The organism is Flavobacterium sp. ALJ2 (assembly GCF_015594725.1).
GTDB lineage: Bacteria > Bacteroidota > Bacteroidia > Flavobacteriales > Flavobacteriaceae > Flavobacterium.
In genome coordinates this window covers 51,885-69,012 of the sequence record NZ_JADNRC010000014.1, presented here as the reverse complement: position 1 = coordinate 69,012, position 17,128 = coordinate 51,885, and the positions used below count along the sequence as shown (strand labels likewise).

The 17,128-nt window shown below is 32.3% G+C and carries 22 protein-coding genes and 1 riboswitch; of the genes, 7 read left to right on the top strand and 15 right to left on the bottom strand.

Annotation, left to right across the window (positions count from 1 at the left end; genetic code table 11):
* Positions 1-56: 56 nt before the first annotated feature.
* Positions 57-473 carry a hypothetical protein gene (locus IUY40_RS15550; RefSeq protein WP_195737778.1) on the bottom strand — a complete coding sequence of 139 codons (417 nt, stop codon included), beginning with the start codon at positions 471-473 and terminating at the stop codon, positions 57-59.
* A 155-nt stretch (positions 474-628) separates the two neighbouring features.
* Between IUY40_RS15550 and greA the strand changes: the two genes are divergently transcribed.
* From greA to IUY40_RS15535, 3 genes are all read left to right on the top strand, one after another.
* Complete coding sequence (gene greA, locus IUY40_RS15545; RefSeq protein ID WP_195737777.1) at positions 629-1,105, top strand: transcription elongation factor GreA; 477 nt, start codon at positions 629-631, stop codon at positions 1,103-1,105.
* 66 nt (positions 1,106-1,171) lie between these two features.
* The gene (locus IUY40_RS15540; RefSeq protein WP_195737776.1) at positions 1,172-1,558 is read left to right on the top strand and encodes an HIT family protein; all 387 of its coding nucleotides are present in this window, start codon (positions 1,172-1,174) and stop codon (positions 1,556-1,558) included.
* Positions 1,559-1,633: 75 nt separating this feature from the next.
* The gene (locus IUY40_RS15535) at positions 1,634-2,785 is read left to right on the top strand and encodes a transglutaminase domain-containing protein (protein WP_195737775.1); all 1,152 of its coding nucleotides are present in this window, start codon (positions 1,634-1,636) and stop codon (positions 2,783-2,785) included.
* A 43-nt stretch (positions 2,786-2,828) separates the two neighbouring features.
* Here IUY40_RS15535 and IUY40_RS15530 read toward each other — a convergent pair whose 3' ends face one another.
* Positions 2,829-3,983 (bottom strand): HAMP domain-containing sensor histidine kinase, encoded by a 1,155-nt coding sequence (locus IUY40_RS15530; RefSeq protein WP_195737774.1) that lies wholly within the window; start codon positions 3,981-3,983, stop codon positions 2,829-2,831.
* A gap of 157 nt (positions 3,984-4,140) precedes the next feature.
* Between IUY40_RS15530 and IUY40_RS15525 the strand changes: the two genes are divergently transcribed.
* The 4 genes from IUY40_RS15525 (at position 4,141) to IUY40_RS15510 (ending at position 6,928) form a co-directional block, all read left to right on the top strand.
* A complete protein-coding gene (locus IUY40_RS15525; RefSeq protein WP_195737773.1) occupies positions 4,141-5,025 on the top strand; it encodes a flavin reductase family protein in 885 nt (294 codons plus the stop codon).
* A 23-nt stretch (positions 5,026-5,048) separates the two neighbouring features.
* Positions 5,049-5,417, top strand: a complete 369-nt coding sequence (locus IUY40_RS15520; protein ID WP_195737772.1) for a DUF3127 domain-containing protein — start codon at positions 5,049-5,051, stop codon at positions 5,415-5,417.
* A gap of 75 nt (positions 5,418-5,492) precedes the next feature.
* Positions 5,493-6,134, top strand: coding sequence for a leucyl/phenylalanyl-tRNA--protein transferase (gene aat, locus IUY40_RS15515; RefSeq protein WP_195737771.1), 642 nt, complete (start codon positions 5,493-5,495; stop codon positions 6,132-6,134).
* A complete protein-coding gene (locus tag IUY40_RS15510) occupies positions 6,134-6,928 on the top strand; it encodes an MOSC N-terminal beta barrel domain-containing protein (protein WP_195737770.1) in 795 nt (264 codons plus the stop codon). Before aat ends, IUY40_RS15510 begins: the two co-directional genes overlap by 1 nt.
* On the opposite strand, the gene IUY40_RS15505 is transcribed toward IUY40_RS15510, so the two are convergent.
* The 13 genes from IUY40_RS15505 to IUY40_RS15445 all read right to left on the bottom strand — a co-directional run bounded on the left by IUY40_RS15505 (position 6,925) and on the right by IUY40_RS15445 (position 17,108).
* On the bottom strand, positions 6,925-7,635 hold the full coding sequence (locus tag IUY40_RS15505; RefSeq protein WP_195737769.1) for a HesA/MoeB/ThiF family protein: 711 nt from the start codon (positions 7,633-7,635) through the stop codon (positions 6,925-6,927). The genes IUY40_RS15510 and IUY40_RS15505 overlap by 4 nt on opposite strands.
* 78 nt (positions 7,636-7,713) lie before the next feature.
* The gene (thiH, locus tag IUY40_RS15500) at positions 7,714-8,856 is read right to left on the bottom strand and encodes a 2-iminoacetate synthase ThiH (protein ID WP_195737768.1); all 1,143 of its coding nucleotides are present in this window, start codon (positions 8,854-8,856) and stop codon (positions 7,714-7,716) included.
* Between the two features lie 33 nt (positions 8,857-8,889).
* Positions 8,890-9,267, bottom strand: a complete 378-nt coding sequence (locus IUY40_RS15495; protein ID WP_195737767.1) for a GxxExxY protein — start codon at positions 9,265-9,267, stop codon at positions 8,890-8,892.
* 158 nt (positions 9,268-9,425) lie between these two features.
* A complete protein-coding gene (locus IUY40_RS15490; protein ID WP_195737766.1) occupies positions 9,426-10,202 on the bottom strand; it encodes a thiazole synthase in 777 nt (258 codons plus the stop codon).
* The gene (locus IUY40_RS15485) at positions 10,183-10,821 is read right to left on the bottom strand and encodes a thiamine phosphate synthase (protein WP_195737765.1); all 639 of its coding nucleotides are present in this window, start codon (positions 10,819-10,821) and stop codon (positions 10,183-10,185) included. The genes IUY40_RS15490 and IUY40_RS15485 overlap by 20 nt, the downstream gene beginning before the upstream one ends.
* Entirely contained in the window at positions 10,814-11,566 is a 753-nt protein-coding gene (locus IUY40_RS15480) for a hydroxymethylpyrimidine/phosphomethylpyrimidine kinase (RefSeq protein ID WP_195737764.1), read from the bottom strand. Before IUY40_RS15480 ends, IUY40_RS15485 begins: the two co-directional genes overlap by 8 nt.
* Positions 11,533-12,147 carry a thiamine phosphate synthase gene (locus IUY40_RS15475; RefSeq protein WP_195737763.1) on the bottom strand — a complete coding sequence of 205 codons (615 nt, stop codon included), beginning with the start codon at positions 12,145-12,147 and terminating at the stop codon, positions 11,533-11,535. Before IUY40_RS15475 ends, IUY40_RS15480 begins: the two co-directional genes overlap by 34 nt.
* A 50-nt stretch (positions 12,148-12,197) precedes the next feature.
* Positions 12,198-14,021, bottom strand: a complete 1,824-nt coding sequence (gene thiC, locus IUY40_RS15470) for a phosphomethylpyrimidine synthase ThiC (RefSeq protein WP_195737762.1) — start codon at positions 14,019-14,021, stop codon at positions 12,198-12,200.
* 116 nt (positions 14,022-14,137) lie between these two features.
* A complete protein-coding gene (gene thiS / locus IUY40_RS15465; protein ID WP_195737761.1) occupies positions 14,138-14,344 on the bottom strand; it encodes a sulfur carrier protein ThiS in 207 nt (68 codons plus the stop codon).
* A 65-nt stretch (positions 14,345-14,409) separates the two neighbouring features.
* A riboswitch (TPP riboswitch) is annotated at positions 14,410-14,507 on the bottom strand.
* Between the two features lie 43 nt (positions 14,508-14,550).
* Positions 14,551-15,144: a DNA-3-methyladenine glycosylase I gene (locus tag IUY40_RS15460; protein WP_195737760.1), complete on the bottom strand. Its 594-nt coding sequence runs from the start codon at positions 15,142-15,144 to the stop codon at positions 14,551-14,553.
* 73 nt (positions 15,145-15,217) lie between these two features.
* Positions 15,218-15,655, bottom strand: a complete 438-nt coding sequence (locus tag IUY40_RS15455) for a lipocalin family protein (protein WP_195737759.1) — start codon at positions 15,653-15,655, stop codon at positions 15,218-15,220.
* 131 nt (positions 15,656-15,786) lie between these two features.
* Positions 15,787-16,431, bottom strand: a complete 645-nt coding sequence (locus tag IUY40_RS15450; protein WP_195737758.1) for a hypothetical protein — start codon at positions 16,429-16,431, stop codon at positions 15,787-15,789.
* A gap of 5 nt (positions 16,432-16,436) precedes the next feature.
* The gene (locus IUY40_RS15445) at positions 16,437-17,108 is read right to left on the bottom strand and encodes a queuosine precursor transporter (protein WP_195737757.1); all 672 of its coding nucleotides are present in this window, start codon (positions 17,106-17,108) and stop codon (positions 16,437-16,439) included.
* Positions 17,109-17,128 lie beyond the last annotated feature (20 nt).

Sequence of the window (17,128 nt, the reverse complement as noted above, 5' to 3'; positions counted from 1 at the left end):
AATTTAGTTTTATATTTAAAAAGCCTGAAAAATTTCTTTTTCAGGCTTTTTTTATTTTAATTGTAAATACGTAATATATTTCCAGCAGCATCGACACGATATTGTTTCATAGGATACTCAAGATCACCTAATCCTGTATATAGATTGTAGGTGCTTTTATCGCATGAGCAAACAGCCATTATGCCATCAATAGTCATGGCTTTGCAAGTTGAAATGGCCTGATTAGGACAAGCAGCATCAAAAGCATTATAAGTTCCTTCACCTGTTTTCATTACAATTAAGCCTTTGACACCGTAATTAGGAATGTAAACAGGATTGCTAATGAATTTTAGATTGTTATACAAAGGTAAATTTGTATCTACTGTAAGATTTACTGAATAATTAGGAACGTTAGGGTTCTTACCTCTCTCACGACTATTGCTACAAGATACGAGTAAGATAACAAACAGGGGTATAAGCCAGATTTTTTTCATTATTATAAAAAGAATTAGTCTAACAAAAATAATTTAATTAGATTTGAAATCTATATGATTAACATATAATTATGTACTATTAAAAATAATAGTATCTTTGTAATAAGAAATCCCGTCCCGATGGGATTTTTTCTATTTATATAAATGATGAAGTTATGAGTAAAGTATCTTATTATACAGCAGAAGGATTAAAAAAGTTAAAAGATGAATTGGAGCACTTAAAAAGTGTAATGCGTCCGAAGGCATCTCAAGATATAGCCGAAGCAAGAGATAAAGGTGATTTATCTGAAAACGCCGAATATGACGCAGCTAAAGAAGCACAAGGTCTACTTGAAATGCGAATTTCTAAAATGGAAGAAGTGTATTCGAACGCTAGATTAATCGATGAGTCGCAATTAGATGTTTCTAAAGCATTGGTGCTTTCTAATGTAAAAATTAAAAACCAAAGCAACGGTATGGAAATGACCTATACTCTTGTTGCTGAAAGTGAAGCAGATTTAAAAACAGGGAAAATATCAGTGACTTCTCCAATTGGGAAAGGTTTACTTGGTAAGTCAGTTGGTGAAATTGCAGAAATCACTGTTCCTAATGGTATTTTGAAATTTGAAATATTAGAAATCACAAGAGATTAAATTTTTTAGCTTAACTATTTAATCGTTAAATCGGTTAAACGATTAACCAAATAAACGAACGAAACAATGTCAATATTTACCAAAATAGTAAACGGAGAAATTCCAAGTTATAAAATAACTGAAGATGCTAATTTCTTGGCATTTTTAGATGTAAACCCAAATGCCAAAGGACATACACTTTGTATCCCAAAGCAGGAAATCAATAAGATTTTTGATATGGATGATGAACTATATCTTGGATTAATGCAGTTTTCTAAGAAAGTTGCTATTGCTTTAGAAAAAACAGTTCCATGTAAAAGAGTAGGAATGGCAGTAGTGGGACTTGAAGTTCCTCATGCACATGTACATTTAATTCCGCTTAATGAAATGGATGAAATGCGTTTCCATAATAAAGTGTCGCTTACTAAAGAAGAATTTGAGGCTTTGGCCAAAAGTATTCAGGCTAATTTATAAAAGAAATATATATTTAAGTTTAGAAAATCACAATTTGTAAATTGTGATTTTTTTTTTAAAGCCAAAGTTTTAATAATGAAAAGATATATAGTTTTATTGACCACATTCTATTCGGTCATGACAGTAGGACAAGTTAAAAACAGCTATGAAGCAGTAGATAAACAAATGTCTAAAATACCCGCAAACTATATTAATTCAACTCAGGATATTGCAAATTTCATAATGAACAATTTTGAAAATGATGACGATAAAATAAGAGCTGTTTTTTATTGGACTGCTTCAAATATCAGTTATGATGTTCAAAACATGTTTGCAGTGAATTTTAATGAAACGAGACAAGATAAAATAGACAAAGCGCTTAAAACCCGAAAAGGAGTTTGTATTAACTACGCAGAAGTTTTTAATGATGTTTCAAATAAGATTGGTATTGAGTCATTTGTTATAGAAGGATATACAAAACAAAATGGGGTTACAGATTATATTTCTCATGCTTGGTGTGGTGTAAAAATAAACGGTAAATGGTTTCTTTTTGATCCTACATGGGGCTCAGGTTATGTAAACGGAGGAAAATTTGTTAAAAAAATAAACAGCTATTATTTTAAAACTGATCCAGCTAAAATAATAACTTCACATATGCCTTTTGATTACATGTGGCAATTCCTTAATTACCCAATAACAAATCAAGAGTTTTATGCAGGTAATTTTGTTATAAATAAATCGAAAGCCCTTTTTGATTTTGATGGTGAAATTCAAAAATACAAATCATTATCAGATATAGACAAGTTAATAAGTTCAGCAAATCGTATAGAGAAAAATGGAGTTAAAAATGCAATGATTTTTGATAGATTATCTTATAAAAGAAATGAAGTTGAAATTCTAAAATTTAACCAAATTGTAAGTTCCTATAATGAAGGCGTTAATGAATTAAATGTATTTATTGCTTTTAGGAATAAGCAATTTAAGCCTACTATTTCAGATGAAGAATTGAAAAAAATGATTGAGTCACCAAGAAACAAACTTTTAAAAAGTAAAGAATTGTTAGATAATATTGGAACAGTTTCTAAAAATAATCAAGGAAATGTTACTTCTTTGTCAGCAGGCATAAATCAAACATTAAGTCAGGCAGAAGAACAATTTTTATTTGTTGAGAAATATTTAAGCAAATCAAAGCTAGTAAGAAAGACAATGTTCTCTAAAGTGACCTGGATGGGAATCCCTATGAATTAAATAAGTTTACTTAAACTTACTAAATTCATAAATGAGTTTGTTTTTATGAAGGAGAATTTACTTTGTAATTCAGTTGGATGATTGTTCCTTTACCTACTTCAGATTGCAAGACTTTTATTTTTCCACTATGATATTCCTCAACAATTCTTTTTGTTAACGAAAGTCCCAGACCCCAACCTCTTTTTTTGGTCGTAAACCCAGGTTCAAATATGGTTTTAAATTGGCTTTTAGGAATTCCGATTCCTGTATCCGAAACATTTATTTTTACTAAGTTTCCGTCTTGTTCAATTTTCAATGTCAAATCACCTTTTCCTTTCATAGCATCAATGGCATTCTTTACCAAATTTTCGATAGTCCAACTATGAAGGATCGGATTAATCATAACCATAATTGGAGTCTCAGGCATCTGGCTGGAAAAATTTACTTGTTTTGAGAAACGAGATTGTAAATAATCATAAGTATCTACTGTTTCCTGAACAATATCTTTGTTTTCAAGGACAGGAGTAGATCCTATCTTCGAGAAACGATCTGTGATAGTTTGCAAGCGCTCGATGTCTTTCTCAATTTCAGAAGTAATAGATTCGTCAATATTTTCGGTTTTTAAGAATTCAACCCAACCAATCAATGACGATAGAGGAGTTCCTATTTGATGTGCCGTTTCTTTAGCCATTCCTGCCCAGAGTTTATTTTGAGTAGCCATTTTTGTACTTCTGTAAAAATTGTATACCAAGCCTCCAAACAAGAAAATAATCAACAATAGAGCAATGGGATAATATTTGAGTTTATTCAATAGTTCGGAATTACCATAATAAAGTTCCTGATGCTTTCCTGGGGCATATTCGATTACAATTGCTTCATTTTCCCGTTTTAATTTTTTTAAAAAGGATGAAGCTCTATATTTATCTTTTATAATAGTTTCATCAATGTTTATAGCGCTTATAATACTATCTTTTTCAGTTAAGATAATAGGAATTGAAGTGTTGTTACTAAATATTTGAAGAGGTAATTCGACATCGGTATTTTCATCAGCATTAATTAATGTTTTTTGAGCATTTGCCCAAAGATTCATTTTTAGCCGCTCTTCATTTTTAAAAATTTGAAAAAAGGTATAAGTATTCCAAAGAATTAAGGAAATAATCAAAAAGGAAGCGCAAATAATAATCCATCGGGTTGTATTTCTTCTATCTGAAAAAAACATAAATTAAATTTTGAGGTATAAATATAACGAAATAAACACAGTATATATTTTGTGCGCGTATAAAGATTTTTATTTTTAAAATTAATAGACTTCTTTCGAAACTTAAACGATTTATGTACTTTTGTTGTCTTCTAAAAATGATTAGAAAAATAAAAGTATGATTAGTATTGATCCAAAGGAAATTCCGACTGCAAAATTGCAAGGTTATTTACAAAGTGCGGTTGGACCAAGACCTATTGCTTTTGCAAGTACTATAGATAAAGATGGAAAACCGAATTTATCACCATTTAGTTTCTTTAATGTTTTTAGTGCCAATCCGCCAATTTTGGTTTTTTCACCATCTCGAAGAGTACGTGATAATTCTATAAAACATACTTTAATAAATGCTGAAGCGACACGGGAAGTTGTTATTAATGTAGTTAATTATGATATTGTGCAACAAACATCGTTGGCAAGTACAGAATATGCTGATGGAGTAAATGAATTTATAAAATCGGGATTAACACAAATTCCATCAGATATTGTAAAACCGTACAGAGTAAAAGAGTCACCCGTACAGTTTGAATGCAAAGTAACTCAGATTATACCTCTAGGAGCTGAAGGTGGAGCTGGAAATCTTATTCTTTGTGAAGTGGTTAAAATTCATATACATGAAGCAATTTTAGATAAAAATGGAGCAATAGATCAATATAAAATAGACTTGGTTTCTCGTTTAGGAAGTAATTGGTATTCAAGGTCAAATCAAGGGCTTTTTGAAGTTGAAAAACCGCTTACAACCCTTGGAGTGGGGGTAGATGCCGTACCAGATTTTGTAAAAACTAGTTCTGTTTTTGATGGGAATGACTTAGGTAAATTAGGCAATATTGAAGCCTTGCCTACAACAGAAGAAGTTAGTATATTTGTGAAAGAAAACTTTTCTGTAAAAGGAGTATTGAGTTCAGATGATGAGGTAAAAGTGCACCAAGAAGCTAAAAAGTATCTCAATGAAAACGATGTAATATCGGCCTGGAAAGTACTTTTGGCTAAAAAAATAAAAAAATAAATAACAATTAAATAAAAACGGAGATGGAAGTTACAGGAAAAGTAAAAGTTGTTAATCCAGAACAACAAGTTAGTGCATCATTTAAGAAAAGAGAACTTGTAGTAACTACAGAAGAGCAATATCCTCAACATATCATGATCGAATTTACTCAAGATAAATGCGATTTGTTGAGTAATTATAAAATAGGAGATCCAGTAAAAGTTTCTATTAACTTAAGAGGAAGAGAATGGGTTAATCCACAAGGAGAAACGAGATACTTTAATAGTATTCAAGGATGGAGAATCGAAAGATTAGATACTGCTCCAGCTCAAACACCTCCAATGCCTGCTGCAGAAGCTTTTGCACCAGCAACAAACTTAAACGAAGACGAACCAGATGATTTACCATTTTAATCAATAGGTTTTGATTTTATAATAAACAAACCCGGCAATTTTTTAAATTTGTCGGGTTTTATATTTTACTTAAAGATGTATCATTTATCTGAAGTTTTATTTTTTCCACCAGTTTCAGAAGCCAATTATGATGGAGTTTTAGCAATTGGAGGTGATTTATCTACTGAGCGGCTACAATTGGCTTACCGTAGTGGAATTTTTCCTTGGTTTAACGAGGGAGAACCTATAGTTTGGTGGTCACCTAATCCCAGAATGATTTTGTTTTTGGACGAATTAATTGTATCCAAAAGTATGCGCAATATTCTTAATCGAAATAGTTTTAAGGTTACTTTCAACCAGAATTTTAGAGATGTAATTTCGAATTGCCAGAAAATAAAACGTGATGGTCAAAATGGAACATGGATTTCTAATAACATGATCGAAGCCTATTGTAAACTTCATGAAATGGGTTTTGCAAAATCAGTTGAGGTATGGGAGAATGATGTATTGGTAGGTGGTTTATATGGTGTAGATTTAGGACATGTTTTTTGTGGAGAAAGTATGTTTTCGAAAGTATCTAATGCGTCCAAAGTAGCTTTTATTGCTTTAGTAACTCAATTAAAAAACGAAAATTATAAACTCTTAGATTGCCAGGTTTATAATCCACATTTGGAAAGTTTAGGTTGCCGTGAAATTGAGCGTGAAGAATTTATGTTTATTTTAGAAAACAAGAAATAATGAGTGCAAGTTATATTGTAAAAGAAATTTATATTTATCCGATAAAAAGCTTAGCGGGAATTAGTTACCAAAATGCTTTTGCAGAAGAAATGGGATTCGAGAATGATCGGAGATGGATGTTAATTGATGCTAAAAATCAATTTATAACACAAAGAGAACATCGAATTTTAAGTCAGTTTTATCCACAAATTTCAGATGGAAAAATCAACATTACTTTTCAGGATTATAAGCACGAATTTTCTATTGAAGAACATTTAGATAATCCGATAGAAGTAAATGTCTGGGATGATAAAAGTGAAGTGGTTGAGGTAAATAAGTTGACTTCAAATTGGTTTAGTGAACAATTAGGTTTTGAATGTAAACTGGTTAAAATCATTAAATCGGGAGATCGTAAACATGAAAGTTCTCAACTAAAAGAAACCTTTAATGTAAGTCTTGCTGATGGATATCCTTATTTAATGATAGGAAGTGAAAGTTTAGATTTTCTAAATGAAAAATTAGCAGATAAAATTACCATTTTAAGATTTCGCCCAAATATTGTAATAAGGACCCAAACTCCTCATGAAGAAGATGATTTTACGACTTTTAAAATTGGAGAAGTACAATTTAAAAACGTAAAACCATGTGGAAGATGTATTATGGTCAATAATGATCCTGAAAATGGTAAATTAAAAAAAGAACCTCTAAAAACTTTAAGTAAATATCGGGTAGTTAATAATTCCGTTTTATTCGGAACCAATATTGTGAGTTTAAATTCAGGAGTTATTAGCGTTGGAGATGAAATTATTTTCTAGAAATTCAACTTAGTAAAGTTCCAGTGTATCGTATCAAAAAGTACTAATTCATTATTTAATGCAGGCAAATTTAGAATTAATTTTAATGTTTCATGTGCCATCATAGTGCCAATTATCCCAGGTAATGTTCCTAGGACGCCGTTAAGATTACAATTAGGAACGTCTTTTGGGTCGGGTATTTCTGGAAATAAATCGCGTAAATTTTTGCTACCGTTATGATTAAAAACAGCCATCTGTCCTTCAAATTTTAGAATACTTCCGTAAACTAATGCCTTGTTTAAATTTACACAAGTATCGTTAACCAAATAACGGGTTTTAAAATTATCAGAACCATCTACTACAATATCAAATCTCTCAATAATAGTAGATGCATTTTCTGGAGTTAATTTTTCTTCAAAAGGGATAACTGTAATTAATGGATTTAGTTTTTCGATTACAGTTTTGGCAGTCGAAGTTTTGGCTTGACCAACGGTATCTTCAGTATATAAAATTTGGCGATGCAGATTGTGGATTTCTATGATGTCAAAATCTACAATGCCAATTGTTGCCACTCCAGCAGTTGCTAAATATTGCAAGACAGGACAACCCAAACCTCCTGCACCGATAACCAACACTTTTGCTTGTTTTATTTTTTCCTGACCGATGTCACCAATTTCAGGCAACATCATTTGGCGGTTGTAACGTAAAAAATCTTGTATTATACTCATTAAAATTTAGTCTTAAAGTTAATTAGTCGAAAGTCAAATGTCGAATGCTGAGAGTTAGAATTGAAGTAAAAAGAGTTTTTACTTTAAGACTTTAAGGTTTTCGACTTTATGACTAAAATTTTTATCCCAATCTTTCCAAACAGGTTCGTAGCCACTATTAGTAATAATTTTTGCGATTTCTTGTGCAGAGCGTTCATCATTAATCTCGAATTGTTCCAATGATTGTGGGTCAACGACGTACCCACCAGGATTGGTTTTTGAACCTGCACTCATGCTTGTTGTTCCAATAGGGATAATATTATTTCTAAATTTTTCATTTTCACGCGTCGATATCGAGATTTCTAAATCTTCATTCCATAATCGGTACGCACAAATAAGTTGCGTTAAGTCTTTATCATCCATAATAAAATTAGGCTTGATAATTCCTTCTGCAGGACGTAATCGAGGGAAAGAAACGGAATACTTTGTTTGCCAATATTTTTTTTGAAGATAATCGATATGCAAAGCATTAAAAAAACTATCCGTGCGCCAATCTTCTAAACCTAACAAAACACCCAATCCAATTTTATGAATACCTGCAGTTCCGATTCTATCGGGAGTTTCTAATCTAAAATCAAAATTTGATTTTTTGCCTTTGGTATGATATTTTTTATAGACTTCCTGATGATACGTTTCCTGATATACTAATACAGAATATACGCCCGCTTCATGCAAACATTCATATTCTTCGGTAGAAAGCGGCTGAACTTCGACAGAAATGATCGAAAAACATTCTCTTATTTGAGTAATCGCATTCAGGAAATAATTAATGTTTACGGTATAATTTGCTTCACCAGTTACCAATAAAACATGGTCAAATCCAACATTCTTTAAAGCTTCAACTTCCTGTTTAATCTCGGTATCTGAAAGTGTTTTTCGTTTGATTCTATTGTCCAGACTAAAACCACAATACGTACAAATATTTTGGCATTCATTACTTAAATAAAGTGGCGCGTACATTTGGATTGTTTTTCCGAAACGTTTCTTTGTTAATTCATGGCATTCTTGCGCCATTTGCTCTAAATAAGGCAAAGCCGAGGGAGAGATTAAGGCAAGAAAATCATCAAGATTTCGTTTGTTTTTGGCTAACGCACGCTCTACATCTTGAGAGGACGTTTGGTATATTTTAGATTGAATGGTATTCCAATCGTATTGATTAAAAACAGATTTGAATGTGTTCATTGGATTTTTTTGTTTCACGCAGATTTAGGCAGATTAAATTTTGTTTACTACTCGATGTATATTATCTAGAATATTTACACAATTAAAATTGACTAATAACCCTAGTTTTTTATTGGTTAATTTCAGATAAGTATTTAATTGTTTAAAATGAATGGATTTTAATTCTTCAACAGATTTCAATTCAATAATTACTTTGTCTTCAACTAATATATCTAATCGAAAAGTGATGTCTAATTCTACATCATCATATTTAACAGGTAAATTAATTTGTTTAATAGTATTTAATCCATCTTTTTTTAATTGGTAAAATAAAGCGCTTTCGTAAACAGATTCTAATAATCCAGGACCAAGAGTGTTATACACTGTAAAAATAGCACCTCTTACTTTATATGAAATTTCATTTTCTGACATAATACTGATTTTAATTTTTAAATCAAATTTAAAGAAAAATCTTGCTTTTTAAATAAAATATTTTCCTCGCAGATTTGGCAGATTAAGCAGATTTTTTTTTGACATGTTTTAAATCAAATAAATCTGCTTAATCTGCCAAATCTGCGAGAGATTAAAAATTAGTCATATAAAAAAGAAGTGAATGGGCTCGAAGCAATGGCTTGATTATATTGTTTCCCTAGTTTAGCTTCGTATGCTTTTCGACCAGCAATTACAGCTTCTCTAAAAGCCTCAGCCATTAATTCTGGGTGTCCTGCTACAGCAATAGCAGTATTAACCAAAACAGCATCAGCACCTAATTCCATTGCTTTTGCGGCGTCAGATGGAGCTCCTATTCCCGCATCGATAATTACAGGAACATTGCTTTGTTCGATTATAATCTCTAAAAAATCTATTGTTTTCAAACCTTTATTGCTGCCAATAGGAGAGCCTAGAGGCATTACTGCCGCAGTTCCTGCATCTTCAAGACGTTTGCATAAAACTGGGTCGGCATGAATGTAAGGGAGAACTATAAAACCTAGTTTGGCAAGCTCTTCTGTAGCTTTTAAAGTTTCGATAGCATCTGGCATTAAATATTTTGGATCAGGATGAATTTCGAGTTTTAGCCAATTGGTTTCAAGAGCTTCACGAGCTAATTGCGCGGCAAATATTGCTTCTTTTGCATTTCTTGCACCCGAAGTATTTGGCAATAAATTAATCCTTGGATGTTTTAAATGCGATAAAATAGCATCGGTTTCAGTTTCTAAATCGATACGTTTTAAAGCAACCGTAACTAATTCACTTCCTGAAGCCAAAATTGCTTTTTCCATTTCCAGATTCGAGCCAAATTTCCCTGTTCCCAAAAACAAACGGGATTCAAGTAATTTATCGCCTATTTTAAATAATGACGTTTGCATATAATTTTTCGTTAAGTTGTGTAATGAGTTTTCCTTTTTCGGGACTTCTGGTAATTATTCCTGAGACGGCAATACCATGGATTCCAGTTTCTATTAATTGATCAACATTCTCTAATGTGATTCCGCCAATAGCATAAATCGGAATTTCGAGATTATTGTTTTTTATCTTTTGTATAATCTCACTATATCCTTCTAACCCTAAAATCGGACTTAGTTTTTCTTTGGTTGTAGTAAACAGAAATGGACCAAGACCAATATAATCACAGCCATTTTTTATATGATTTGAAATATCTTTAAACGTATTGGCAGTTCCACCAATGATTTTAGTATTTCCTAATATGGCTCGGGCTTCTTCTATTTTTGTGTCCGAAAGACCTAAATGTACTCCATCAGCAGCAATTTGTTGTGCTAGGTATACATTATCATTGATGATAAAATTGGCGAGATATTCTTCGCATAAAAATTTTACAGCTTCGGCTAAAACGAAAGAATTCTTTGAGGTTTGGTTTTTAAAACGCATTTGTACCCAATCGCAGCCATTATCTAATGCCTGATGAATATTGTACAACTGTGCCTCGATTGTGTTTCCTTGCGAGATGTATTGTAGTTTATTATACATAATGATATCCGATTAAGGTTGAAGTTGAATTCAAGTATTTTTCGATATAATTTTTGCCATTTATGCAGGCTGATTTTAAATCTTGGCCTAAAGCCAAATTAGAAGCAATAGCCGATGATAATACACAACCTGAGCCATGCTTTGCATAACATTTGGTGTTATTTGGCATAAGCACAAAAAAATTATTTTGGCTATATAAATAATCAGTTCCGATAGCTTTGTTATTATGTCCGCCTTTTAATAAAATAGCTGTTGGGATATCTTTGTTTAGTTTACTTTCGTTAAAATCGAAATCAGGAAATAGTTTCTTTATTTCATTGTAATTTGGTGTAATCAAATCAATTTTAGAAAGTATTTCGCTTAAATCGGACTTGTTTTCGATTGTAATAAAATCAAATTCTGTAGTAGATTTTAAAACCGTATCCCAAACAATTTGAGTTTTAGGAGAAAGTTCTTTTATACCAAAAACAATTTCTTTTAAATAATGAAGAGAAGGCACAATCCCAATTTTTGCAACCTTTATATCATAATTTTCAAATAGTGTTTTTATAGATCGTAATACAAAATCGAGTGCTGTCCATTCTATTTCAGAGAATTCTTTTTCTGTCTGAATGGTATTTCCTGTATTGATGGCAAGTCCATATACTTTGTGCTGTTCAAATGTTTTGCAATCTGCTAGAACTCCAGCACCACCAGATGGGTCAAAACCAGCTATTGTAAGTACGAAAGGGCGATTTTCTGACATGATTTAAAATTTTTAATTGGGTTTTTGGTATTCCAAATTGTTCCTAACAAAGCAATATTATCAAAACCATTTGCCAATGTATCTTCTATGTTTTTAGCATTAATTCCACCCAAAGCAATTAGTTTGGTAGCTGTATTAGTTCTGTTTTTTATGGCTTCTAATAAATCATTTTCAGGAAAATAGTTCCCTTTAGAAATACTTGGATAAACTGGACTTAAAAAAGCATATTCAAATTCGGGAGCTATTGCATTAAAATCAGCAATAGAATGTGTTGATGTCGATAAAACTAAATTTTTAGACCTACAAAGTTTTGTAAACCTTGCAGGAATATTAAGATTGTTTTTTCTTTTTTCTTCAGTAAAATGAATTCGGTTGATTTTGAAATTTTCTATCAATTCATGGTGACTGTGTAATACCAATTGTTGTCGGAATTCAGGATTTATCTGTGCTATAAACGAAATCATTTCATTTAGAGAATAATTGGGTTTTCGCACATGAAACAATTGTAATCCTTCCTCAAAAAGAGAATGGATTACATTGATTTCATTTGCTATTCCAGTTGGATTTGACAGCACTATCATAATCTTTTTTCTTTGCTCTATTTCTTGTCTCTAGCTTCTTTATTCTGAAATTAAATGTAAATCTCTTTCCCTTGCTCAATAAACTCTTCCGATTTCTCTTGCATTCCTTTTTCGGCTGCAGCAACATCACGTATTTCCTGTGATATTTTCATAGAGCAGAATTTTGGTCCACACATCGAACAGAAATGAGCAATTTTGGCACCTTCAGCAGGAAGTGTTTCATCATGGAATTCTCTTGCTGTATCTGGATCTAATGATAAATTAAATTGATCTTCCCATCGGAATTCAAAACGGGCTTTGCTCAATGCGTTGTCGCGATATTGTGCTCCCGGATGTCCTTTGGCTAAATCGGCAGCATGGGCTGAGATTTTATAAGTGATAACACCATCTTTTACATCTTTTTTATTTGGTAAGCCAAGATGTTCTTTTGGCGTAACATAACATAACATTGCGCAACCGTACCAACCAATCATTGCAGCTCCAATGGCCGAAGTGATGTGGTCATAACCTGGTGCAATATCTGTAGTTAATGGTCCAAGAGTATAAAAAGGAGCTTCGTTGCAATGTTCCAATTGTTTGTCCATGTTTTCTTTAATCATATGCATTGGCACGTGACCTGGACCTTCTATAAATACCTGAACATCGTGTTTCCAAGCAATTTTGGCTAATTCGCCAAGGGTTTCTAATTCTGCAAATTGTGCAGCATCATTGGCATCGGCAATAGAACCAGGACGTAAACCATCTCCTAGAGAAAATGCTACATCATACTGTTTCATGATTTCGCAAATTTCTTCGAAATGGGTATATAAGAAGTTTTCTTTATGATGAAACAAACACCATTTTGCCATTATAGATCCGCCTCGAGATACAATTCCTGTTACACGTTCGGCAGTAAGATGAATGTAGCGTAATAAAACACCTGCGTGAATAGTGAAGTAAGAAACTCCTTGTTCTGCTTGCTCGATAAGAGTATCACGGAAAACTTCCCAGGTTAAATCTTCGGCGATTCCTTTTACTTTTTCTAATGCCTGATAAATGGGAACTGTCCCGATTGGTACTGGCGAATTACGAATAATCCATTCTCTGGTTTCGTGAATATTTTTCCCCGTAGATAAATCCATTATGGTATCGGCTCCCCAGCGACAAGCCCAAACTGCTTTTTCAACTTCTTCTTCGATGGTCGATGTTACAACGCTATTACCAATATTAGCATTTATTTTTACCAAGAAATTACGCCCTACAATCATAGGTTCGCTTTCGGGATGGTTTATATTGTTTGGGATAATAGCACGACCAATTGCTACTTCGTTTCGTACAAACTCAGGAGTTATTTTGCTTTTTGGAGTATTGGCACCAAAACTATGTCCAGTGTGTTGGCATTGCATGGCTTTAGTTTGCTCATTTAATAATTCTATACGTTGGTTTTCGCGAATGGCAATATATTCCATTTCGGGAGTGATAATTCCTTGTTTAGCGTAATAAAGTTGCGTTACGTTTGCACCTTTTTTGGCACGTTTTGGTTGATGTAAATATTCGAAACGTAAGTGATTTAGATTTTCATCGTTTAATCGCATTCGTCCGTAATCAGAACTAATTTTGTCTAGGATTTCTACATCATTTCGACCTAAAATCCATTCTTCTCTTAGGCGAGGCAATCCTTTTCGGATGTCGATTTCGATATTTGGATCGGTGTAAGGACCCGATGTGTCATAAATTGTTAGAGAAGGATTTTTTTCGATTCGACCATTAGAAAGTTTTGTGTCGCTAAGTGTTACCTCGCGCATAGCAACTTTTATGGGATGTATTTCTCCGTTAACATATACTTTATTGGAGTTAGGAAAAGGAGTTCTGGATATTTTTTCTTCGTTAGTCATATTTTTTTATTGAAAGATTGAAATATTGAAGGATTTAAAAATTGAAAGCAAAACTTTGAAAAGAAGTTTGTAGCTACAATTTTTAAATCTTTAATTTTTTGAATAATTAAATTAATTTATCCTCCCTGCGTAGCAGAAATAATTAAGATTTCGTCGGTTTCGTTTAGGATATGAGTATTCCAGATGGGTTTTGGAATAACGGTATTGTTTATGGCAACGGCAATGCCATTTTGTTTGTTGGGAATTTCGAGGTCGAGCAATGCTTGAATGCTAAGAGATTCAGCATTGAATTGTTTAGTTTGTTGATTGATTTTTAGTTCCATTCCTTCAGAATTTAGTATATAGTTATACTTTAGGAATGGCTACTATTACGCATAAAAATGCGCGCAGAAGTCATCTTACTTTTCCCTACGCTAGTATGAACTAGATCAGGTTCAGAGGGTAAAATCTCAGCCTACTTTATTGTAGACACCCCTAAAGTGTGAAGCAAATGTAATAATTTTTTGTTTAAACGTTTAGAGTTTAACGTTTAAAGTTTTTGTATGTCCAACTTCCCCTTTGGGGATTGAGGGGATTTCCAGCAATCTTCGATATGATCATTGACCATTCCGGTGGCTTGCATTTGAGCGTAAATAACGGTTGAACCTACAAATTTAAATCCTCTTTTCTTTAAATCTTTACTAATCGCATCCGAAAGTGGAGTAGTGGCAGGAATGTCTTTCAGTGTTTTTGGATTATTATTAATAGGTTTTCCATCGGTGAATTTCCAAATATAATCGGAAAAACTTCCAAACTCTTCTTGTATTTTTATAAATGCCTGTGCGTTACTTACCGCTGAACGTATTTTTAGTTTGTTGCGAATTATTCCTGCGTCTTGTAGCAGTGATTCAATTTTATCTTCGGGATAATTGGCTATTTTTTTATAATCGAAATTGTCAAAAGCGGCTCTAAAATTCTCTCTTTTGTTTAATATCGTTATCCAGCTTAATCCAGCCTGAAAGGTTTCGAGAATTAAAAATTCAAATAATGACGCATCGTCGTAAACAGGAATGCCCCATTCTTCGTCATGGTATTTTTTATATAAATCACTTGCTGAGCACCAGCCACATCGTATAGGTTCCATTTTTTTTATTTCAAATGTATAAAAAAACCTCAAATCCATAAGATTTGAGGTTTTGTAAAATTCGGAAAACTAGTTATTTTCTTTTATATACTACAACATATATTTCAACAACTTTATCTTCATTAGTTTCAGTGTATTTAAGTTTAAGGGTGGAATCACTTAGTTCTAAAATCTCTCCAGAATCCCCTTCAGTTTCTCCTTCATATTTTATAGTTAGTGTATTGCCACTTTTTGACCAAACTCCTTTATCAGAAAAAGTTTGACATTTTGAGTTGTTATATTCTGAATAAGAACCTGAAAAAATTCCGCCCGCAGAAAAGGTAATTGTAGTTTTAGCACAATTTCCTTCATCACTTACTGGAGTTAAAATTTCTTTTCCATCTTTATCAATTTCTCCTTCATGTGTAATTTCCCATGTTGCCTCAATTGATGCCTCGTTGTCATTACTACATGACGAAATTGATAATCCTAGTGTTGCTACAAATAAGAATAGAATGCAATTTTTTTTCATTTTGTCTTTTTTTTATTGTTAAAATTAATTTGCAAAAGTAGTATTTAAATAGATAAGTTAAAATAAATAAACAGGTTTTTATGGGTTAATTTATTATGTAAAAGCTAGTTTATTGATTATGTGTGTATTGTTTATTTTCCAATTTTCCAATGATAGCCTTTTACTGATGGAATATAGGCCGAGGTTCCAATGATTATTAAGTTGTTATAGATTTTTTTGTTATGTTTTATTCCAATAGCTTTTCCAGAAGTAAGCATTTTATTTGCTTCAAATTTTATTTTTATTCGGGCATCCGCAAATTTAGCATCCGAAATTTTTTCGATAAACCAAGTAGAATTCCATTTGATATCGATTTCATCGTCGGCGGTTTTGGTAATGCTTTTAATTAGTCTGACACCGTCTTTTGGGATGTTATGATTCTCAATTAATTCTTTTTGTGTTAGAGTTTCTCCCGTTTTGCAAGTTGATAGTAATTTTTTGAAATAAGTAAAACCTTTAAGTTTTTCAGTTTCTAGATTTTCTATTTCTACACTGTCTTTTGATGAGATTGCTCCTTCTGTAATCGTTTTATTGTTTTTTATATTGCCTGACGCAATTATTGTTTTAGTAATTGAATCCTTGACTGGACTTATCGTTTCTATTGCACTGTTTGAGAGGTCTTTTATTTTTCCCGAAACATTTGTTGTTGACTTTAATAATTGATTTCTATCATTTTTATTGCAACTGATCAAGCAGGATAAAATAAGAATCAATAAAATGGTATTGTGATTTTTCATGCGATTTAATTGTCTTGTTTTTCTTTTGGGTGATCTTCTTCCAGGTATTTCTTAATTAAATGATGTCCAAGATAAATTAAAGGGGTTAATAAAATGGCAAGAGTAAGTTTAAATGTGTAACCGGTTAGTCCAGATGAAATAAAAGTATCAAAATCTATTTTTCCGGGTAACCAAAATGCAATTCCCAAAACAATAAAAGAATCGAATAATTGCGAAATTACGGTTGATCCAGTAGTTCTAAGCCAAATTTTCTTTTCACCTGTTCGTTTTTTGAAAAACCAAAACATCCAAACGTCTATTAGTTGTGATGCCATAAATGCAATAAGGCTACCGATGATAATCCACATGCTTTGCCCAAAAACGGCATGAAACTGTTCATCATTTACTGGACTTATTCCCTTTGCAGCAGGAATTACTATTGCCATGAATAATATGATGAAAGCATAAGCAATTAAACAAGCAGTTATTAGTGAGAGTTTTTTAACCCCTTTCTCTCCAAAATATTCATTGATTAAGTCGGTTGTTAAAAAAACTATTGGCCAAGGCAAAATTCCGATACTCATTACAAATGGGCCAATTTGAATTAGTTTTCCTCCAATTAATTCTGCCACAACGGCATTGGTAATAAAAATCCCTGCAAGGATAACAAAAACAATTTCTTTCTTGGTTTTAAACATAGATAATTTTTAATGGGTCA